We start from the raw sequence: 20408 nt of genomic DNA on the forward strand, positions 1-20408 counted from the left end.
GCCCCGTTTGTCAGCCGGTCGCCTCCACCTGGAAGGCGACGGCCCGATGGGCCGGGACCGTCAGCCGGGCGCTGCCGTCGGCGGCGACCGTGACCTTCTGCGCGCAGCCGCCCTGCACGGCTGCGACATCGCAGTACCTCCCGGCGGGCAGCGAGGTCCGGAACGTCCTGCTCAGCTCGGCGTCGCCGTTGTTGAGGGCGACGAACCCGCGGTCGCCGCGCCCGAAGGCGAGTGCCTGGCCCCCGGACCACCAGTCCGTCAGCTCCGCCGTGCCGACCGCGTTGCGGAAGCCGACCATGCCGGTGATCTCGGGTTCGGCGTGCAGGTCGGTCCACCCGGCCTCCCCGGTGGGCGGTCCGGCGTCGCGGTCGGTGAACGTGTAGCCCGAGAAGATGTTCGGGGAACCGTAGGGGTGGGCCAGTTCGAAGATGGTGGCGAGGGTGTGGGTGGCGCCGTCCCGGTAGGTGAGCGTCGAGCCGTTGCGCTCGGTGTCCCAGTTGTCGACGAACGTACGTGCGGCCCCGCTCTCCAGCATGCCGTCGCCGACGTTCCGCAGGGATCCGAGGTCGCCGCCCTGGAAGGCGCTCTTGAGGTGGCGGCCGTAGCGGAACTCGTCCACGTCGCCGACCCCGGTGTACTCCTCGGGCTGCACCGCCTCACCGGCACCGTGGATGACCTCGCTGACCCAGTAGCCCGGCGGCTGGTCCAGCTTCGCCTTGACGGCCGCCAGATCGGAGGCGGCCATGTGCTTGGCGGCGTCGATGCGGAACCCGGCCACGCCGAGGGAGCGCAGGTCGTCGAGATATCCGGCGAGAGCCGCCTGCACCTTCTCGCTGCCGGTGTCCAGGTCGGCCAGTCCCACGAGTTCGCAGTTCTGCACGTCGGCGCGGTCGGTGTAGTCCGAGATGTCGTGCCGGCAGGTGTGGAAGTCGGCGTCCTGGTAGGTCCCGGCGTACTCGTACTTGCTGTACGGGGTGCCGCCGGTGCCGGTGCCCGCCCCGGAGGTCATGTGATTGACGACCGCGTCGGCGATGACCTGCACGCCCGCCGCCGCGCAGGTGTCGACCATGTGCGCGAAGTCCTCCCGGTCACCGAGCCGTCCGGCGATCCGGTGGCTGACCGGCTGGTACGACGTCCACCACTGGTCACCCCGGATGTGCTCGGTGGCGGGTGAGACCTCGACATAGCCGTACCCCGCCGGACCGAGCGTGTCGGTGCACTCCCGGGCGACGGAGGTGAACGGGCGCTCGAACAGCGTCGCGGTGACGGTCCGTCCGCCCGGCGCCACGGCTCCGTCCGCGGCAGGCCGTGCCGACGCCGCGGGTGCCTGCGCCGAGCGGACCGCCCGGGCCTGCCAGGGAGTCGCCGCCAGCAGGGCACTGGCCACCAGCACTCCCGCCGTACCGGCGCTGAGCAGTCGTCTTCTCATCGTGCGGCTCCTTCGGTCTGCGGGCGTGCAAGGGCCCGGGAAGGCAGCAGCCGGATAGCTCGGCCACCGTGGGGGGAAGCGAACGGACGGTCTGGGAGGGCCCGTTCACGGGTGGTACGGCGGGGAGCCTGCCGGTGCCCGAGAGCGCCGTCAAGAGACTCTGTAAATATTTCCGTCTCATTGCAGCAAGATTTTGCGAGCACGGAAGTCCATCCACGGGCGACGAGAGTCCACGTGCCTCCTCTTGCGGTCCAGCGGTCTCCACCAGCAGGGTCCTGAATCGAGATCACGCATCCGAGTTGCAGAGAGCTGCGGGAGACCCGATGAGTGACGACCAGGGATTCAGCCGACGTTCGGCGCTGCGCACCGCCGGTGCCGCGGGTGCCGGGCTCGGCATCGGTGCGCTGGGCACCCCGGCGGAGGCGGCGCAGGGGGACGCCTCCGCCGCGCGGCAGAGTGCGAGCACCGCGGCACCGCCACGCCGGGGCCGCACGATGATCGGCGTACCGTTCGAGGAGCGCGGCACCATCCGGGTCGGCCTGGTCGGCCTGGGCCGGCGCGGCGGGAGCATGATCGACCTGTTCCTGGCGCTGGAGGCGGTACGCGTGGTCGCCCTGTGCGACCCGGTGCGGGAGAAGACCGAACGCGCGGCGAAGAAGGTCACCGACGCCGGGCAACCCGCGCCCGCTCTGTACACCAAGGGCGACCACGACTTCGAGAAGCTGTGCCGGCGCGGCGACCTCGACTTCGTCTACGTCGCCACCCCGTGGGACTGGCACTTCGAGATGGCGAAGGCCGCGCTGAAGGGCGGCAAGCACGTCGGCGTCGAATGCCCCATCGCCCTGGAACCGGGGCAGTTGTGGGAGCTGGTCGACCTCTCGGAGCGGACCCGCAGGCACTGCATGCAGTTGGAGAACTGCGTCTACGGCCGCAACGAGATGCGCGTGCTGCGGATGGCGCACGAGGGGCTGTTCGGCGACCTCCTGCACAGCGCCGGCGCCTACCTGCACGACCTGCGCGGGCTGATGTTCGACCCCGATTACTACGAAGGGCCCTGGCGCCGCAAATGGCACACCCGGCTGCGGGGAGACCTGTACCCGAACCACGGTTTCGGCCCCGCGGCCAACTACATGGACATCAACCGCGGCGACCGGGCCGTCCGGATCGCGACCTTCGGCTCCCCCTCACTGGGCCTGGCGGCCTACCGCGAGGAACACATGCCGCCCGGCCACGAGAGCTGGAAGGAGACGTACATCGAGAGCGACATGTCGATCAGTCTCGTCCAGACCGCCAAGGGCCGGGTCGTGCGGCTGGAGCACGACGTCTCCAACCCCCATCCCTACTCCCGGATCAACGCCCTCGGTGGCACCAAGGGAGTCTTCGAGGACTACCCGCCGCGCATCTACCTGGAACCGGACATGTCAGGTGACCAGTGGGGCGACTTCGAGCAGTACAAGGAGTACGACCACTGGCTGTGGAAGGAGCACGCCGATCCGCCCGGCGGGCACGGCGGCATGGACTACATCATGCTGTACCGGCTGACGCAGTGCATGCGGCTGGGACTGGTACCCGACTTCGACGTCTACGACGCCGCGACCTGGACATCACCCGTGCCGCTCAGCCACGCCTCCGTCAAGGCCGAGGGCACGCCCCAGGAGATCCCCGACTTCACCCGCGGGCACTGGCGGAAGAAGCGGCCGGGGGCCGACTCGGAGAAGCCGGAGACCTGAGCGGAGGCCGGAGAACACACCGGCGTGGGCGCGGCTGAACGGAACGGCCCGGAGAGGGACCCGAGCGCCGCGCCCGGTCTCCCGTTCACTTCCGGAGCGAAGCCCGGTCCCCCATCACCACCACGGGGTGCTTGTCCGGGTCCAGCGTGCGCAGCAGCGTCCGCATGCCGGACTTGGACAGGCTCACACACCCCGACGTCCCGCTGCCGTGATCCATGTGCAGCCAGATACTGCCCCCCTTGGCCTTGCCCTGCGGGCGGGTCGGGTCGAGGGGGGAGGTACCGGTGACGCGGTTGTAGTCGATCGCGATCACATGGTCGAAATCGTGCCGGGTCTTCTTCGGCCAGTACGAGGGCGGGGTGAACGCCGACGTGTGCGTGTAGGGCAGCTTGGCCTCACTGTCCGGCAGCACACCGCCCGCGTCCGAGAGCGTGAAGACGCCGACCGGACTGCGCTTGTCACCCTCGTGGTGGTCAGCCGTCCAGCCCTTCTTGCCGTTGTGACCGGCCCAACTGTGCTCCTCCCGCCACTTCTTGCCGTGCCGCGAGTAGAGCCGCACCGTGGCCTGTGCCGAGTCCTCGCCCTTGCCCTCGACGGCCACGACCTGGCGCGCGTCATCGGGGATCTTCGACTGGAGCCGGTCACCCACCCGGGGGATACGGGTGGGGTTCTCGGCCAGCTCGGCCTGCGCCGAGTGCTCGGGCGCCTTCGTCCGCTTCGGGCCGCCGGAACCGTGGCCGCTTCCACTGCCCCCGCATCCGGAGAGCAGCACGGCCAACGTGGTGCCCGCCGCAGCGGCCGCCAGGACCCTCCCGGCCGCGCCCCGCCCGCGGGCCCCGCCGATCGGCGCGCCCCGGGCGGGGTCCCGGGAAGAGTCCCGGGCGGCCTCCGGCCGGACCGTTCCGCCACCTGTACGTCGTGCCCCACGCATGCCCATGCTCTCCATCCTCGCATTGGCCGGAAGTACGCCGCCGTCCGGGAAATCCCGTTGCGGACGCGGCGGCGACCGGATGGGATCGGCGCACGCCCTGCGGGATCTGTACCGGCTGCCCGCATATGCCCTTCCGTCGTCCCCGCGTCCGTCCCCGTCCGTGCGGTTTCGAGCCCATTGGAACGCCATGCAGATCCGCGACCTCCCCTACGACGACCCCGGCGTACCCGATGTCCGTTCGGGCTTCCGACTGCTCCTGTGGCTGGGGCGTATGCAGATGGGCGGCCAGTGCAAGGCGCTGGGATGGGGAGTTCTGCACCTTGCCTCGATCGCGTCCTTCCCCGCCGTCGCAGGGCTGGCGGTGACCGCGGTGGTGGACCGCTCAGGCGGCGACCTGGCGCTGGCCGCGCTGGCGATGGCCGTCGTCACGCTCACCGTGACGACCGGTGACACCCTGCTGCACAGGGCCGCCGTCACCAACTGGATCACCGCTGCCGCCCGCATCCAGCAGCTTCTGGCCCGCCGCACCGCGGCTTTGGGCGCAACCCTCACCCGCAGGGTCGCCGCCGGCGAAGTCGTCGCCGTGTCCACCGGTGACATCGAACGCATCGGATGGTGCGTCGAGGCGGTCTCGCGCTTCAGTGCCGCCCTGCTGACGACGCTGGGCGTCTGCGTCGCGCTGGTGGTCTACCAGCCGCAGTTGGGTCTGCTGACCTGCGCCGGCATGCTCGCCCTGGCGCTGGCCGTGCTGCCGCTGCTGCCGAGCGCCACCCGGCGCGCCGACACGCAGCGCGAGCGGGCCGGACGGGCCACCGAACTGGCCGCCGACACGGTGGCCGGGCTACGGGTACTGCGCGGCATCGGTGGTGAGGAGCTCTTCCTCACCCGCTACCGGCGGGCCTCGCAGCAGGTGCGGCACGCCGCCGTACGCACCGCCCGCATGTGGTCGTTCATCGAGGCGCTCCAGGTCGCACTGCCCGGACTGCTGCTGGTGGCCGTGGTCTGGTACGGCACCCGGCTGGCGCTGGACGGGCGCATCGCCGTGGGCGAACTGGTGATGGTCTACGGCGCGATCAGCTTCCTGCTGGTGCCGCTCCAGCTCTTCGGCGAGTTCGCCATGTCGTACTCCTTCTCACGTCCCTCCGCGGCACGCGCGGCACGGGTGCTGGGACTGCGGCGGCCCGGCGAGGAACAGCAGGTGACCGCACTCCCCGCCCGGCCGGACGCGAGGGAGCGGGCCGCCCCTGTCGGCTCCACCGACGTGCGGGAGGGGCTGCACGACCCGGCCACGGGGCTGCGCGCCCCGGCGGGTCTGCTGACCGCCGTCGTCTGCGGTGATCCGGACGCGGCAGGGCACCTCGCCGAGCGGCTGGGCGGGCACCCCGCCTCCGCCGCCGCTCCCGGCGCCGCCGCCGGAACGGAGAACGCACCGCAGTCCGCGGCCGGGGAGGGAGCCGGCCGGGCACAGGGCCGGAGACGGGAGGGGGAGGACGTCTCGGTGCTGCTGGACGGCACACCGCTGGACGCGATGCCGCTGGCCCGGGCCCGGGCCGCTGTGCTGGTGCAGGACAAGGACCCGGTGCTGCTCTCCGGCACGCTGGCCGGGCTGCTGGACGTGCCCTCGTCCGGCGCGGTGGACGCCGGGCGGGCACTGAAAGCCGCCCAGTGCGACGACGTGCTCGCCGCGCTGGTGCAGGGCAGCCCGGACGCGGAGGGCGATCCCATGCGGGCCAGGATCACCGAGCGGGGACGCTCGCTCTCGGGCGGACAGCGGCAGCGGCTCGCGCTGGCCCGGTCGCTCCTGACCGATCCGCCGGTACTGGTGCTGGACGAGCCGACCTCGGCCGTCGACTCGCACACCGAGGCGCGCATCGCCCGGGAGCTGGCCGCGCTCAGGTCGGGCCGGACGACGGTGGTCTTCACCTCCAGCCCCCTGCTGCTCGACAGCGCCGACCGGGTGGTCTTCGTGCACGGGTCCAGGGCCGCGGCCGCCGGAACACACCGGGAGCTCCTCGGCTGCGAGGACGCGTACCGGGCCGTCGTCACCCGGGCACCGCAGTCCACCGCCGGGCGGCCGGCCGAGTCGCGGGCAGGGAACGCACAGACCGAGGGAGCCGAATCCACGTGAGCCCGCAGAGCCACCCGGCGACGGACGACCGGACGGCGGGTGAGGAACGCCGCGGCCCCCGGTTCGGCGTGCCCGAGCCCGGCTACGACCCGTCGGCTCCGGAAGACGTCACGGTCCTTCCCGCCGGATCCTCCGCGACGGTCCGCACCTATGTACGAGAGCTGCTGCGGCGCCATCGACGCGCCTTCGTTCTGCTCGTCGGCGTGAACAGCGGCGCCGTCCTCGCCTCGACAGTGGGGCCCTGGCTGCTGGGCGGAATCGTGGACGGGCTCGCAGCCGGACGGGAGGACCTGCAACTGGGGCGGGCGACCGTCCTGTTCGCCCTCGCGCTGCTGGTGCAGACGGTCTTCACCCAGCAGGTGCGGGTGCGCGGTGCGATGCTCGGCGAGGAGATGCTGGCGGATCTTCGCGAGGACTTCCTCGTACGCGCCGTGCGGCTGCCGCCCGGTGTGCTCGAGCGGGCCGGGACCGGCGACCTGCTCTCCCGGATCACCACCGACATCGACCGGCTGGGCGACGCCATGCGCAAGGCGGTCCCCCAACTGGCGATCGGCCTGGTGTGGGCGGCGCTGCTGGTGGGGGCGCTGTGCGTCACGGCACCGCCGCTGGCCCTGACCGTGCTGCTCGCCCTGCCGGTACTGCTGGCGGGCTGCCGCTGGTACTTCCGCCGGGCTCCGCACGCCTACCGGGCCGAGGCAGCGGGCTACGCGGCGGTCGCCGCGGCACTGGCCGAGACGGTCGACGCGGGCAGGACGGTGGAGACGCACCGGCTGGGCTCCCGCCGGGTGGCGCTCTCCGAGCGCCGGGTCGCCGAGTGGACTGCCTGGGAACGCAGGACTCTGTGGCTGCGCACCGTGCTCTTCCCCGCCGTCAGCCTCAGCAACATGCTGATCATGGGTGGTGTACTGCTGCTGGGCGGTGTCTTCGTGCTCCAGGGCTGGATCGGCGTCGGCCGGCTCACCACCGGTGCCCTCCTCGCACAGATGCTCATCGAGCCCGTGGGCCTGATCCTGCGCTGGTACGACGAGCTCCAGGTCGCCCAGGTCTCCCTCGCCCGGCTGGTGGGGGTCCGGGAGATCGAGGCGGAGGACGGCCGGGGCCCGGCGCCCCGCGGCAAGGACGTACGCGCCAGCGGAGTGCGGTTCGGCTATCTGGCCGGGGTCGACGTCCTGCACGGGGTGACCCTGGATGTCGCCCCCGGCAGCAGGGTCGCGCTGGTCGGCCCGTCCGGAGCGGGCAAGTCGACACTCGGACGGCTGCTGGCCGGGATCTACGGACCGCGCCACGGCGAGGTGACCCTGGGTGGGGCCGCGTTGAGCGAGCTGCCGGCGGAGGAGGTGCGCCGCCATGTGGTGCTGGTCAACCAGGAACACCACGTCTTCGTGGGTACGCTGCGCGACAATCTGCTGCTGGCCCGGCAGGACGCGGACGACGCCGGGCTGTGGGCGGCGCTCGGCGCGGTGGACGCCCGCGGCTGGGCCGAAGCGCTGCCGGACGGGCTGGACAGCGCGGTCGGCTCCGGCGGGCTGACCGTCACTCCGGCGCAGGCCCAGCAGATCGCACTGGCCCGCCTGGTGCTGGCCGACCCGCATACGCTGGTCCTGGACGAAGCGACATCGCTGCTGGACCCCCGGGCAGCCCGGCATCTGGAGCGTTCGCTCGCCCAGGTCCTCGAGGGGCGCACGGTGGTGGCGATCGCGCACCGGCTGCACACCGCGCACGACGCAGACGTCATCGCGGTCGTGGAGGAGGGCCACATCAGCGAACTGGGCAGCCACGACGCGCTGGTGGCGACTGACGGACCCTACGCCGCACTGTGGCGCTCCTGGCACGGCTGATGCGCGGCGGGGGCCGCGGCGCACCGGGGCCACGGCGGGGCTCAGCCTATGAACCCCAGGGCCACCACGCTCCCGGCTCCGCTCAGCACCATGAAGGCGGGCATCAGCACCGCGTTCTCGACCTTGGCTCCGGCCCGGAAGCGCATGAACCGGGGGGTACCCAGCGGGTACCAGCGCTTGCCCGCTATCGGGATGGGCCACAGTATCGGGCAGCCGGAGATCGTCAGAGCGTCGCCGATGTTGTGCACCATCGCGCCCAGCACGATCGGCAGCCCCATCCACAGGTACTCCTGGCCGTCCCCGGTGAACAGCCAGTCCGCACCGCTGCCGGGCTTCTCCAGCAGGTTGGTCAGGATCCAGGCGCACGCGGCCCCCAGCAGCCACACCAGCACATCGCTGGAGACCCGGGCCATCCGCCACAGCAGGCCCTCGACCGCGAGCACCACGTGGATGAAGAGGATGACCAGCACCGCCCAGCGGCCCCACACGGCGGCGGCCGCGGAGAAGCCGGCGCCGATGAGGAGCGCCCAGGGCCAGGTGTGGGTGAGAGTGCGGTGCCCTCCGGAGCGGCGCCGCTCGCCACCGGAGCGGGTGCCGTTGTAGACGGCGGCGGAGAGTTTGTCCACCACTCCGCACAGCAGGCGGGAGAGGGGGCCGAAGGCCCGGGAGATGGTGGCGGACTTCTGGTCGAGGTCGGGCGCCAAGGCCGCCCCGGCGCACAGCAGGGCACCGACCACCACCACCGGCCAGGGCATCGGGTGGTCCAGCAGGGCCGCGGCCGCCCCCACCCCGAGCCAGGCTGCGGCTCCCGACAGCGAGTGCGCCGGTCCCATCATGCGTATCCCCGCCCTGTTCCTCGTATCGCGTCGGCCGCGGCCCACGCGGGGCACCGCCTCGCGCGCCCGCGCTGCTGCCGTCCGGAGCTGATGCCCGTTCGGCGACACAGCGTAGCGCCAGGCGATCTTCAAAAGCCCACCGGTTCCCTGATCGTCCCGGGCAGCAGGCAGTATGGGGGGCGTGACAGCCACCCTTATCGACCAGATGCCGAGCGACGCCGATCCCGATGCCCTCTTCGAGTCCTTCTCCGGGTGGGCGGAAGAGCGGGGCATCTCGCTCTATCCCGCCCAGGAGGAGGCACTGATCGAGGTGGTCTCGGGGGCGAACGTGATCCTGTCGACCCCGACGGGCTCCGGCAAGAGTCTGGTCGCGGCGGGAGCGCACTTCGCCGCGCTCGCCCAGGACAAGGTGACGTTCTACACGGCGCCGATCAAGGCACTGGTCTCGGAGAAGTTCTTCGACCTGTGCAAGCTGTTCGGCACCGAGAACGTCGGCATGCTCACAGGGGACGCGTCCGTCAACGCGGACGCGCCGATCATCTGCTGCACCGCCGAGGTGCTGGCGTCCATCGCGCTGCGCGACGGGGCGGACGCCGATGTCGGCCAGGTGGTGATGGACGAGTTCCACTTCTACGCGGAGCCGGACCGTGGCTGGGCCTGGCAGATCCCGTTGCTGGAGTTGCCGCAGGCACAGTTCGTGCTGATGTCGGCCACCCTGGGGGACGTCTCGCGTTTCGAGGAGGACCTGACCCGGCGCACCGGCCGCTCCACGGCCGTGGTGCGCTCCGCGACCCGCCCGGTGCCACTTTCGTACGAATATCGCACCACGGGTCTCACCGAGACGCTGACCGAGCTGCTGGAGACCCACCAGGCTCCCGTCTACATCGTGCACTTCACGCAGGCCCAAGCCGTGGAGCGGGCCCAGGCGCTGATGAGCATCAACATGTCGACCCGCGCGGAGAAGGACGAGATCGCGAAGGTCATCGGCAATTTCCGCTTCACGACGGCGTTCGGCCGCAATCTCTCCCGCTATGTGCGGCACGGGATCGGAGTGCACCACGCCGGGATGCTGCCGAAGTACCGGCGGCTGGTGGAGCGGCTGGCCCAGGCGGGGCTGCTGAAGGTCATCTGCGGCACTGACACCCTCGGTGTCGGCGTCAACGTGCCCATCCGGACCGTTCTGTTCACCGCGCTCACCAAGTACGACGGCAGCCGGGTGCGCACCCTGCGCGCCCGCGAGTTCCACCAGATCGCGGGCCGGGCCGGCCGAGCGGGCTTCGACACCTCGGGCTTCGTCGTCGCGCAGGCGCCCGAGCACGTGATCGAGAACGAAAAGGCGCTGGCCAAGGCAGGAGACGATCCGAAGAAGCGCCGGAAGGTGGTCCGCAAGAAGGCGCCGGAGGGCTTCGTGAGCTGGGGCCAGCAGACCTTCGAGAAGCTGATCGCCTCCGACCCGGAGCCGCTGACCTCCCGCTTCCGGGTGACGCACGCCATGCTGCTGTCGGTGATCGCGCGCCCCGGTGACGCCTTCGCGCAGCTGCGGCGGCTGCTGGAGGACAATCACGAGGACCGCCGGGCCCAGTTGCGGCACATCAGGCGGGCCATCGCCATCTACCGCTCGCTGCTGGACGGCGGCATCGTCGAGCAGTTGGAGGAGCCCGACGCCGAGGGCAGGCGGATCCGGCTGACCGTCGACCTCCAGCAGGACTTCGCGCTCAACCAGCCCCTCTCCACCTTCGCGCTCGCCGCCTTCGAGCTGCTGGACCCCGAGTCGCCCTCCTATGCGCTGGACATGGTGTCGGTCGTCGAGTCGACGCTGGACGACCCGCGCCAGATCCTCGCCGCGCAGACGAACAAGGCCAAGGGCGAGGCCGTTGCCGAGATGAAGGCCGACGGGATCGAGTACGAGGAGCGGATGGAGCGGCTGATGGACATCAGCTATCCGCAGCCCCTCGAAGAGCTGCTTTTCCACGCCTACGGCCTCTACCGCAAGTCGCATCCCTGGGTCGGGGACCACCCCCTCTCCCCCAAGTCGGTCATCCGGGACATGTACGAACGTGCGATGACCTTCAGTGAGTTCGTCTCCTTCTACGAGCTCGCTCGTACCGAGGGCATCGTGCTGCGCTATCTGGCGAGCTCCTACAAGGCGCTGGAACATACCGTCCCGGACGATCTGAAGTCGGAGGACTTCCAGGACATCATCGAGTGGCTCGGCGAGATGGTCCGCCAGGTCGACTCCAGCCTGCTGGACGAGTGGGAGCAGCTCGCCAACCCCGAGGACGAGACGGCGGAGGAGGCCCAGGAGCGCGCCGACCAGGTCAAGCCGATCACCGCCAACCCCCGCGCCTTCCGTGTCCTGGTGCGCAACGCGATGTTCCGACGGGTCGAGCTGGCCGCTTTGGACAAGTTCTCCGAGCTGGGCAGCCTCGACGGGGAGGCGGGCTGGGGCGAGGACGCGTGGGCCGAGGCCATGAACCGGTACTGGGACGAGTACGACGAACTGGGCACCGGACCGGATGCCCGCGGCCCGCGGCTGCTGCGGATCGAGGAGGTGCCGGAGGACCGGTTGTGGCGCGTCCGGCAGGTGTTCGCCGACCCACGCGGCGATCATGACTGGGGCATCTCGGCCGAGGTGGACCTCGTCGCCTCGGACGAGGAGGGCCGCGCGGTCGTCGAGGTGACCGACGTGGGCCCCATGTGAGCCCGGCACCGCGCGTGCCGGCAGCCTTGGACGCGAGAGAGGAACGCACGAGATGACCGGGCCGAGTCCTGCCGAACGCCTTGTCGACCTGCTGGACCTGGAAGAGATCGACCTGAACATCTTCCGGGGCAGGAGTCCCAGGGAGTCCCTCCAGCGGGTCTTCGGCGGCCAGGTCGCCGGGCAGGCGCTGGTGGCTGCGGGCCGCACCGTGGACGAGGACCGCCCCGTGCACTCGCTGCACGCGTACTTCCTGCGGCCCGGGATTCCCGGTGTGCCGATCGTGTACCAGGTGGAACGGGTCCGGGACGGGCGCTCGTTCACCACGCGGCGGGTGATCGCCGTCCAGCGGGGCCGCACGATCTTCAATCTCACCGCCTCCTTCCATGTACGGGAACCCGGCTTCGAGCACCAGCTGCCGATGCCCGAAGTGCCGGAGCCCGAGAGCCTGCCGCGGCTCGCCGACGAGGTACGACAGCGGCTGGGCACCTTGCCCGAGCCGCTGGAGCGGATGGCACGCCGGCAGGCTTTCGATCTGCGCTACGTGGACCGGCTCCGGTGGAGCACAGAGGAACTGGCAGGAGTCGAGCCGCGCAGCGCGGTGTGGATGCGGGCGACGGGCTCGCTCGGCGACGATCCGCTCGTCCACACCTGCGCGCTGACCTACGCCAGCGACATGACCCTCCTGGACGCGGTACGGCTGCCCATCGAGCCCCTGTGGGGTCCGCGCAACTTCGACACGGCCTCGCTGGACCACGCCATGTGGTTCCACCGCCCGTTCCGTGCCGACGAATGGTTCCTCTACCAGCAGGAGTCCCCCATCTCCACCGGTGCGCGCGGCCTGGCCCGGGGTCAGATCTTCGACCGGGAAGGCAACCTGATCGTCTCGGTGATGCAGGAGGGCCTGTTCCGCCCGCACAGCCCGGCGCCGGAGACCTCTTCCGGCAGGGAAGTCCGAGGAGAGACGCCCTCGTCCTGAGCGCGCACTCTCACTGCTCCGGTACGCGGGTCGCCCGGCCGCCGCGCGTGCCGGTTCCTCCGGCGGTTCGCACCCCGGGCCTCGGCCTGCGGCGGCGCAGCAGGGACCACCGGCGCCGCGGGCCGGGAGCGGTGGGCGGTCCGGCGACGGGCCGCGCGGTTCCGGGGTGGGACCGCCCCTCTCCGGCAGCAGCGCACGAGGCACCGGGGCGACCCTCGACGGGTCCGCGGCCCGGCTCGCGGACGGCGCGCGCTGCTGCGGGACCCTCGGCAGCCCTGGCGCTCTCCAGGTCGGCGTCCAGCAGGAAGCGGTACCAGCGGATCTCCTCGGCTCCTTCGGCCCGGCACACCTCCTCCAGGACGTCCCGGGTGACCTCGGCGGCGTTGCGGACCTCCAGGAAGCACGGCCGCAGCGCCCTGAGCCTGGCCCGCTCTCCCCCGTCGGGTACGGCTTCGGCGAGCGTCGCATCGTCCAGCACGCTCGCCCGTGCCGCGGCCCGCTCCCATGGGTCGGCGGCATGCCGGGTGAGCTGCTCCACCCGCCGTCCCCGCCAGCGCAGGGCGCGGTGGTCGACACCGGCCTCCAGCTCGGCCCGCAGGCCGACGGGGAGGCGCCCGGTGAGCAGTTGGGGATTGTTCTCCGCGAAGTCCCGCAGCTCTTGGGCGAGATAGAGCCAGACGACCGTGCGGTACCGGTTCACATAGAAGCTGACCGGCCCGAAGCAGCCCGCCCTGGCGAGCCGCGCGCATCGGGACGGGCTGATGTCCAGAAGTGCGGATGCCTCCCGCACGCCCATCACGCGCAGCCGTCCGCGCAGCGCACCGGGGAATCCCGGGGCGGCCTTGATCCGCTCCACTTCCTCCCTGAGCACCCGGCGTGTCCGACCCGCCGGCCCCGGTACGGTGCGCACCTCTTCGATCTGCACCGCCAGTTCGAACTCCCTGGGGCGCAGCCCCAGCTCCCGCGCGGCCGTACGCAGGCTCACCTCGGCCGTATCCCGGAGTGGAGCCGGCATACGGTGCTCCATGGGCTGGTGTCGCATACGGTCATCCCCCGTCGCTCGTCCCTCACCTTGCGTGACAACGACGGTAGCCGGGACCGAAGAATCCCGCCGAGCCTGTGGAAAACCCTAGGGACCCGCAGGCCGGTCGCCGTTCCGGGCGGCCAGCCCGAGGTGCTCGCCGACCCGGTTGACCAGCAGCGTCATCTCGTAGGCGACCTGCCCGATGTCCGCTTCGGCCTCCGCCAGGACGCACAGGCAACTGCCGTCCCCCGCCGCCATCACGAAGAACACGCCCTCGTCGAACTCGATCATGGTCTGGCGCACCCGCCCGGCCTTGAAGTGCTGCCCGGACCCCTTGGCCAGGCTGTGCAGTCCGGAGGAGACCGCGGCCAGGTGTTCCGCGTCCTCGCGCTCGAGGTCGTGGCTGCTGCCCGTCACGAGCCCGTCGTTGGAGAGGACCAACGCGTGCCGGACCGAAGAGATCCGCTTCGTGAGGTCGTCCAGCAACCAGTCGAGTCCCGTGTTCAGTGCCACGACGCGCCCCCTTTTCCTCGGCATCTGCCGTGCCACCCTTACCCACGAGAGCACAGTCAGCAACCATGAGGTGGTGATCTGTTGCGCACAGTTACTCCCCTGTCGCAACTGTCACAAGAGTAACGACGGACCGAGCCCGAATCCGCTTTGCCGAAGTGCCGGCGCGGCGGGGAGGATAGCGGGATGGCACACGACCTGGCAGACGATCGGGAGGCGGTCCGGGCCTTCTTCGGCGAGCGGGCCGCCCGTTGGGACACACGCTTCCCCGACGACGGCCCCGCCTACACCGCGGCCGTGGCCGAGGTCGGGCTGCGTCCCGGCGACACCGTGCTCGACGCGGGGTGCGGTACCGGACGGGCGCTGCCCGCACTGCGCAAGGCGGTGGGCCCGGAGGGAACGGTACTGGGCGCCGACCTCACCCCGGAGATGCTGGCAGAGGTGGTGCGGGCAGGCCGGGACGGCACGGCCCTGCTGTTCCTCGCCGATGTCGCCCGGCTCCCGTTGCCGGAGGCTTGCCTGGACGCAGTGTTCGGCGCCGGACTCGTCTCCCACCTCCCCGGCCCGGAGAGCGGTCTGCGCGAACTGGCGCGCGTCGTCCGCCCGCGCGGGCGGCTCGCGCTCTTCCACCCGGTGGGCCGCGCCGCGCTGGCAGCCCGCCGGGGCCGGCAGCTCACTCCGGACGACATCCGGGCCGAGCCGCGGCTGCGGACGCTGCTCGCCGCCACCGGCTGGCGGCTGGTGTCCTTCACCGACGAGGACGACAGGTATCTGGCGCTGGCGGAGCGGCAGGCCCGGTGATGCCCGGTGCCCGGAGCCGGGCGACCGCACCGGCATCCCGGCGGAGCGGCGCCGGCGGAACGCCTCGGGACGCCGCGCTCAGGTGTGCCGGTCACGGGATCCCTCCGCCGCCCGCGGCAGGGGACAGCCTGAGCCGTTCGGGCCGCCTTGAGCAGGAAAGACCCCCAGGTCAGCAATACGGAAACCGTTCGGATAGCCGGGGTAGCCCCTGATCTCCGGGTTCTGCCTGGCGTAGTGCGGCCGCCGGCGCGGCGGCATCAGCCGCACCCCCCGGCCGCGGAGCCGCAGTGCTCCCCGGGTCAGCCTCCGGGCGAGAACGCCCGGTTCCGGGTAGCGGAACGCCCGCAGCAGCGCGTCGTCGAGCAGCGCCAGGCTCGCACCGCGCACCACGGGTGCGAGCGGGCGCGGATACCAGGACGCCATCAGCTCCAGGGTGGCGTCGGAGACCTTCCGCGCTCCCTCGTCCCAGCCGAAGTGCTCCGCCTCGTAGCGGTCGAGGAAGCGCTCGAACTCCGCGTAGCTGCCGGGGATCCCCCTGATGCCCATGCGTCGCCCGAGGGTGCGGTAGTAGGTGCTGACGGCGTGCAGTTCGTGGTCGGTGAGACGACGCCAGCCGAACGCGTCGAGCCAGCGCTTGGGCATGACGACGAAGGTGCACAGCACGTAGCGCATGTCGTCGTCGCTGATGTCGTAGGCGCGGTGCATCTGGTTGATCCGGCGCACCGCGGTGCGCCCCTGCACGCTGTCGAAGCCGTGCTCGACAACGGCGTCCAGCAGCAGTGCGGTGTCGTCGTAGCGCTTCTGCGAGCGGTCGGTCAGCTCCGCGGTGGCGGCCAGGAGCCTGCCGATGCTCGGCACGGCGTACGTGCGGTACAGGGCGAGTTCGAGGGCCCGGGTGAAGTCCCACGGGAACTCGTAGGCCGCGATCAGGCGGTAGATCTCATGCGCGTCCTGTTCCGGGTCGAGCCGGAGGATGTGGCTGAGCCGTTCGTAGCGGCGCACGCGGAGTGCTCCTCTCCCTCGGATCCTGGCGTCGGTCACGGAGGTGTCTCGGCTGTCCCTCGGGGACACATTCCATCTGTCGCCTCCGGACTCCGGGGGCTATCGTCACCGAGATCCACCAGGAACGGGAGGTCATCGGTGGCTGCGGAAGAGGAAGATTCGCTCTATGTGCTGACTGCCGTGCTGCTGACGCCCGCACAGTTCCCCAGTGTGCTCGCGGACGACTACCCCGCCGCCTGCGCCGCGCTGGGCCTGGAGCCCTATGCGGAGGGGTACGGGCTCGTGCTGGGACAGGACGGGGCCGGTGCGCGCTGGACCGTGGTGACGGAGGAAGTGCCGCAGGTGGCGTGTGCCATCGCGGCCTGGGACTGCGGTATGGAATCGGACCTGTCCCCGGACGAGCGGGACATCGTCGCAGTGCTGCCCGGGTGGCCGCTGGCACTCGCGGTCGCCGCACCCGGTCTGCCCGAGCCGCACGACCCGGTCCTGGAGGGGGAACTGCAGGACGCCGGACCGGTGCTCACGCCGCCGGACACCTCCGACTGGGGACCGGCGCAGCGGCGGCTGGGTGCGGACGAGATAGCGCTCCAGTGGGGGCAATGGCGGGCGCAGGTCGACGACGAGGTGGAGTTCGTGGAATCGGGCGGCGAGCCCGAGGCGCCGGTGCGGCGGGTCCTGGAGGAGGTGCGGTCCTATCTGGCGGCGCCCCCGCCGCCCGGACGGATACGGTCCGCGTTCGCCTCGGGCGACTCCCGCACCCTGCGTGCGGACGGCCCCGGCTGGAGCGTGGTGGCGCGCACCGACGACATCGCGTTCGTGCTGCTGGACGAGGCGCCCGGAGAAGTCCTTCCGGTCGGCCGCGGTCGCGAACTGCCTGAACTCCTCACGGCCCTGGACGGCATCGCCCTGCGCCCGGCGGCGTGACGGCCCGGCCCCGCCCGGCCATCCCCGCCGGCCGTCTCCCCCGGCGCATGGCTGCCGGGGCGCCCGGCGCCAAGGCCATGCCCCGTGCCGGTGAAGGCTGCGCAGGGTGCGCCGCGGGCCGCGCGGCGGTCAGCGGTCCAGTTCCTTGCGGCTGACTCTGCGCAGTCTCCTGCGCTGCGAGGGATCCAGCGCCAGGTACGCGACCGCGGGGACGCCCACGATCACCAGCAGCGCGATCCAGAACGACGTCAGCCACCACAGCAGCAACCCGACCGCCACCCCGCCGATGGCGATCTTCGCTCGGTTGGTCATCTCCGTACCTCCTCCGCACCCGCGGCGTGCCCTCTGTCGTCCAGTCCGGCAGCTCCGCCTCTCATTCCATTGAACGCCATCCGGGCACGGCGGGTTCCCTCGCCGCACGGGCGGACCACGGCGTGCCGCGGGGATTCACCGGTACGCAGCGCCCGGCCGCGGCGTGCTGTACCCTCGGCCGCTCCGCCCACTAATCAAATTTGAGGAATGCATCAGCACTGTGGCAGCGACCCTGGCAAACACCCCCCGGATGTCCCAGCTCACCGACTGCGTGGCCGTCTTTCTGCCCGCAGACCCGCCACGTCGATCCCGTGTCGCCTTCCGGCTCCCCGAAGGGACCGTGCAGCAGCCCGCCGCACCCGACACGGCACCGCCCCAGACCCGCGCAGCCGGCTGCGGGTCTGATGCCGATCCCTTCGAACTGTCAGTCGTCGTCCCGGTCGGCGGCAGTGCGGAGACCCGCACGGTGCCGGCTCTCGCTCTTCCGGTGGCGGCGGCCCTCCCCGTACTCACCAGGGCCCGTGCCGCGCGCCAGGAGGGCGGAGCGGGGCCGACCACGGCCTTCTGGGGCGCCGCCGCGCTGTTCGCCCTCCGGCTGACCGCCGAGGGACGACTGCGGCCCGGAGTGAGTCCGGCCGGCTTCGACATCTGGAGCCTGGCGCCGCTCACCGGCGAGGACCGCGCCGCGCTGGAGGAGCTGGCCGCCGCGATGCCTCCGGACGCCCACGCTGTGCCGCTGCCCGGAGGCGGTCCGCTGCGCATGCCGGAGCCCGTACCGCTGCTGCTGGCGTTCCTGGACGCCGTCGCGGACGGCCTGCCGCGCACTCCTGCCGCACCGGCCGCGGCAGGAGCGGCCGCGTTCGCCGGTGACGAACCCGCCGCGGTGCCGGAGCTGCGGCAGTGGGCCGCGGAGGTGGCAGCAGGCGTCGGCGGCAGGCTGGGCCTGTCCCTGCGGATCGAGATCGAGAGCCCGCGTGTCCCAGGCGACGCGACCGAGCCGAGCGGAACGCTCGCCGAGGAGCAGGACGGCCCGGTCTTCCGAGGAGTGCTGCAACTGCACGCACCGGCCGACAGCGCGCTGGTCGCCGACGCCGCAGCGGTGTGGGCGGGCACCGCGCCTCTGACGGAACGATTCGGTCCGCAGGCGCGCACGGACGCGCTCCTCGCGCTGCGGCGTGCGGCTGCTGTCTGGGAGCCGCTCACCCCGCTGCTGTCGGCGGCGGTGCCCGACGCGCTCGAACTCGCCGAGGAGGAAGTGGCCGAACTGCTGGGCACCTCTGTTCCGCACGCCTTGGCCGCCGCGGGCGTCCAGGTGCACTGGCCACGGGAGTTCGCCCGGTCACTCAGCTCCCGCGCCGTGATCGGCCCGGACGACGGAGCGGTTGCCTCCGGCACCGGCAGGCAGGACCAGCACCGCCGGGGGCTGCCCTCCCAGCTGGACCCCGGCGCGCTGCTGCGCTTCGACTGGCGCTTCGCCATCGGCGACCAGGAGGTGACCCGCGCCGAACTCGACCGGCTGGCGGAGGCGGGACGCCCGTTGGTGCGGCTGCGCGACCAGTGGGTGCTCGTCGCTCCTCAGGAGATCGCGGCCGCGCAGCAGCGCGAGGACCGCAAGGTGGGCACGCTGGAGGCGCTCGACGCCGTCCTCACCGGAACGCCCGGCACCGGAGCAGCCGACCAGGAGGCTGCACGCGTCGAGGTCGAGGCCACCGGGTGGCTGGAGACCCTGCGGGAGCGGCTGTCGGATCCGGAACGGCGCGAGGAGCCTCCGCTGCCTCCGCCCGCCGAACTGAGAGCGACGCTGCGCGACTACCAGTTGCGCGGTCTGGACTGGCTGCACCGGATGACATCGCTCGGCCTCGGCGGCTGCCTCGCCGACGACATGGGGCTGGGCAAGACACTCACCCTGATCGCGCTCCACCTGCGCAGGCAGCACGTCGAGGGCTGCGGCGGACCGACCCTGGTGGTGTGTCCCGCGTCCCTGGTGGGCAACTGGCAGCGGGAGATCGAGCGATTCGCGCCGGAGACCCCGGTGCGCCGCCACCACGGCCCGAACCGCTCGCTGGAGGGACTGCGCGAGGGCGAGTTCGTGCTGACGACCTACGGCACGATGCGGCTGGACTCCGCTCGCCTGGTCCCCGGCGACGGCGGGTCCTGGGGCATGGTCGTCGCGGACGAGGCCCAGCACGTCAAGAACCCGTTCGCGGCCACCGCCAAGGCCCTGCGCACGATCCCGGCACGGGCACGAGTGGCGCTGACGGGCACGCCGGTGGAGAACGACCTCTCCGAACTGTGGGCGGTGCTCGACTGGACCACCCCGGGGCTCCTGGGCCGCCTCGGCACGTTCCGCAGACGCTACGCGGACGCGGTCGAGGGTGGCGACCCGGTGGCCGCGGAGCGGCTGGCACGGCTCGTGCGGCCGTTCCTGCTGCGGCGGCGCAAGACCGATCCGGGTGTCGCGCCCGAGCTCCCGCCGAAGACCGAGACCGACCGCGCGGTCGCCCTGACCCCGGAACAGGCGGGGCTCTACGAGGCCGTGGTGCGCGAGAGCCTGGAAGCGCTGGAGGGCACCGAAGGGTTCGAACGGCGCGGCCTGGTGGTCGAACTGCTCACCTCGCTCAAGCAGATCTGCAACCACCCCGCGCAGTACCTCAAGGAGCACGGCGGCCGGCTGCCCGGCCGCTCCGGAAAACTGGAACTGCTGGACGAACTGCTGGACGTCCTGCTGGCGGAAGGAGCCTCCATCCTCGTCTTCACGCAGTACGTGCAGATGGCGCGGCTGCTCGAACGCCATCTCGCCTCCCGGCGCGTACCCACCCAGTGCCTGCACGGAGGTACCCCGCTGCCCAGGCGGGACGAGATGGTGCGCCGCTTCCAGGAGGGGTCCGCACCGGTGTTCCTGCTCTCCCTCAAAGCCGCCGGGACCGGTCTGAACCTCACGCGTGCGAGCCATGTCATCCACTACGACCGCTGGTGGAACCCGGCCGTCGAGGCCCAGGCCACCGACCGCGCCCATCGCATCGGCCAGACCAGGCCCGTTCAGGTGCACCGACTGGTCACAGAGGGAACCGTCGAGGACCGGATCGCCGCCATGCTGCGGCGCAAGCAGGCACTGGCGGACTCCGTGCTCGGCACGGGTGGGGAGTCGGCGCTGACCGAACTGACGGACGCAGAGCTGGCCGAGCTCGTCGAACTGCGGAAGGTGGAGCGTTGAGCGGCGGGGACGAGCAGGAGCACCCCCTTGTGGAGGCAGGAAGCGGGGCGGA

At 71.8% G+C, this 20408-nt stretch carries 15 protein-coding genes; 8 read left to right on the forward strand and 7 right to left on the reverse strand.

The window, feature by feature from the left end; genetic code table 11:
- Positions 1-10: 10 nt before the first annotated feature.
- Complete coding sequence (locus BMX65_RS16620; RefSeq protein ID WP_075001080.1) at positions 11-1429, reverse strand: alpha-amylase; 1419 nt, start codon at positions 1427-1429, stop codon at positions 11-13.
- Between the two features lie 323 nt (positions 1430-1752).
- On the opposite strand from BMX65_RS16620, the gene BMX65_RS16625 reads away from it, so the two are divergent.
- Positions 1753-3159: a Gfo/Idh/MocA family protein gene (locus BMX65_RS16625; protein ID WP_075001081.1), complete on the forward strand. Its 1407-nt coding sequence runs from the start codon at positions 1753-1755 to the stop codon at positions 3157-3159.
- An 85-nt stretch (positions 3160-3244) separates the two neighbouring features.
- On the opposite strand, the gene BMX65_RS16630 is transcribed toward BMX65_RS16625, so the two are convergent.
- Complete coding sequence (locus BMX65_RS16630; RefSeq protein WP_177214283.1) at positions 3245-4096, reverse strand: L,D-transpeptidase family protein; 852 nt, start codon at positions 4094-4096, stop codon at positions 3245-3247.
- A 181-nt stretch (positions 4097-4277) separates the two neighbouring features.
- Between BMX65_RS16630 and BMX65_RS16635 the strand changes: the two genes are divergently transcribed.
- Positions 4278-6218: an ABC transporter transmembrane domain-containing protein gene (locus BMX65_RS16635; protein ID WP_075001083.1), complete on the forward strand. Its 1941-nt coding sequence runs from the start codon at positions 4278-4280 to the stop codon at positions 6216-6218.
- Between the two features lie 68 nt (positions 6219-6286).
- Positions 6287-8056 carry an ABC transporter ATP-binding protein gene (locus BMX65_RS16640; RefSeq protein ID WP_075001320.1) on the forward strand — a complete coding sequence of 590 codons (1770 nt, stop codon included), beginning with the start codon at positions 6287-6289 and terminating at the stop codon, positions 8054-8056.
- A 41-nt stretch (positions 8057-8097) separates the two neighbouring features.
- Here BMX65_RS16640 and BMX65_RS16645 read toward each other — a convergent pair whose 3' ends face one another.
- Complete coding sequence (locus tag BMX65_RS16645) at positions 8098-8892, reverse strand: metal-dependent hydrolase (RefSeq protein WP_075001084.1); 795 nt, start codon at positions 8890-8892, stop codon at positions 8098-8100.
- A gap of 172 nt (positions 8893-9064) precedes the next feature.
- Between BMX65_RS16645 and BMX65_RS16650 the strand changes: the two genes are divergently transcribed.
- Complete coding sequence (locus BMX65_RS16650) at positions 9065-11593, forward strand: DEAD/DEAH box helicase (RefSeq protein ID WP_075001085.1); 2529 nt, start codon at positions 9065-9067, stop codon at positions 11591-11593.
- 52 nt (positions 11594-11645) lie between these two features.
- Entirely contained in the window at positions 11646-12569 is a 924-nt protein-coding gene (gene tesB, locus BMX65_RS16655) for an acyl-CoA thioesterase II (protein WP_075001086.1), read from the forward strand.
- A gap of 10 nt (positions 12570-12579) precedes the next feature.
- On the opposite strand, the gene BMX65_RS16660 is transcribed toward tesB, so the two are convergent.
- Positions 12580-13584 (reverse strand): DUF6397 family protein, encoded by a 1005-nt coding sequence (locus tag BMX65_RS16660; protein ID WP_239502181.1) that lies wholly within the window; start codon positions 13582-13584, stop codon positions 12580-12582.
- A gap of 114 nt (positions 13585-13698) precedes the next feature.
- A complete protein-coding gene (locus BMX65_RS16665; protein WP_019359103.1) occupies positions 13699-14106 on the reverse strand; it encodes a roadblock/LC7 domain-containing protein in 408 nt (135 codons plus the stop codon).
- Positions 14107-14289: 183 nt separating this feature from the next.
- Here BMX65_RS16665 and BMX65_RS16670 point away from each other — a divergent pair, with 183 nt between their 5' ends.
- Positions 14290-14904, forward strand: a complete 615-nt coding sequence (locus BMX65_RS16670; RefSeq protein WP_075001088.1) for a class I SAM-dependent methyltransferase — start codon at positions 14290-14292, stop codon at positions 14902-14904.
- Between the two features lie 78 nt (positions 14905-14982).
- On the opposite strand, the gene BMX65_RS16675 is transcribed toward BMX65_RS16670, so the two are convergent.
- Positions 14983-15906, reverse strand: a complete 924-nt coding sequence (locus BMX65_RS16675; RefSeq protein WP_075001089.1) for an oxygenase MpaB family protein — start codon at positions 15904-15906, stop codon at positions 14983-14985.
- Positions 15907-16044: 138 nt separating this feature from the next.
- On the opposite strand from BMX65_RS16675, the gene BMX65_RS16680 reads away from it, so the two are divergent.
- On the forward strand, positions 16045-16830 hold the full coding sequence (locus BMX65_RS16680; protein WP_075001090.1) for a hypothetical protein: 786 nt from the start codon (positions 16045-16047) through the stop codon (positions 16828-16830).
- Positions 16831-16959: 129 nt separating this feature from the next.
- Here the strand turns inward: BMX65_RS16680 and BMX65_RS16685 are convergent, their stop codons facing one another.
- Entirely contained in the window at positions 16960-17142 is a 183-nt protein-coding gene (locus BMX65_RS16685; protein WP_075001091.1) for a hypothetical protein, read from the reverse strand.
- A gap of 250 nt (positions 17143-17392) precedes the next feature.
- Between BMX65_RS16685 and BMX65_RS16690 the strand changes: the two genes are divergently transcribed.
- Positions 17393-20356 (forward strand): DEAD/DEAH box helicase, encoded by a 2964-nt coding sequence (locus BMX65_RS16690; RefSeq protein ID WP_075001321.1) that lies wholly within the window; start codon positions 17393-17395, stop codon positions 20354-20356.
- Positions 20357-20408: the final 52 nt, after the last annotated feature.

The sequence above is a fragment of the Streptomyces qinglanensis genome, assembly GCF_900111245.1.
GTDB classification, from domain to species: Bacteria; Actinomycetota; Actinomycetes; order Streptomycetales; family Streptomycetaceae; genus Streptomyces; species Streptomyces qinglanensis.

Bases quoted from the DNA above. Each gene is read 5' to 3' on its own strand.
- BMX65_RS16620 (WP_075001080.1), bottom strand. From the start codon at position 1,429: ATGAGAAGACGACTGCTCAGCGCCGGTACGGCGGGAGTGCTGGTGGCC.
- BMX65_RS16625 (WP_075001081.1), top strand. From the start codon at position 1,753: ATGAGTGACGACCAGGGATTCAGCCGACGTTCGGCGCTGCGCACCGCC.
- BMX65_RS16630 (WP_177214283.1), bottom strand. From the start codon at position 4,096: ATGGGCATGCGTGGGGCACGACGTACAGGTGGCGGAACGGTCCGGCCG.
- BMX65_RS16635 (WP_075001083.1), top strand. From the start codon at position 4,278: ATGCAGATCCGCGACCTCCCCTACGACGACCCCGGCGTACCCGATGTC.
- BMX65_RS16645 (WP_075001084.1), bottom strand. From the start codon at position 8,892: ATGATGGGACCGGCGCACTCGCTGTCGGGAGCCGCAGCCTGGCTCGGG.
- BMX65_RS16650 (WP_075001085.1), top strand. From the start codon at position 9,065: ATGGGGGGCGTGACAGCCACCCTTATCGACCAGATGCCGAGCGACGCC.
- tesB (WP_075001086.1), top strand. From the start codon at position 11,646: ATGACCGGGCCGAGTCCTGCCGAACGCCTTGTCGACCTGCTGGACCTG.
- BMX65_RS16660 (WP_239502181.1), bottom strand. From the start codon at position 13,584: ATGCCGGCTCCACTCCGGGATACGGCCGAGGTGAGCCTGCGTACGGCC.
- BMX65_RS16670 (WP_075001088.1), top strand. From the start codon at position 14,290: ATGGCACACGACCTGGCAGACGATCGGGAGGCGGTCCGGGCCTTCTTC.
- BMX65_RS16685 (WP_075001091.1), bottom strand. From the start codon at position 17,142: ATGACCAACCGAGCGAAGATCGCCATCGGCGGGGTGGCGGTCGGGTTG.
- BMX65_RS16690 (WP_075001321.1), top strand. From the start codon at position 17,393: ATGTCCCAGCTCACCGACTGCGTGGCCGTCTTTCTGCCCGCAGACCCG.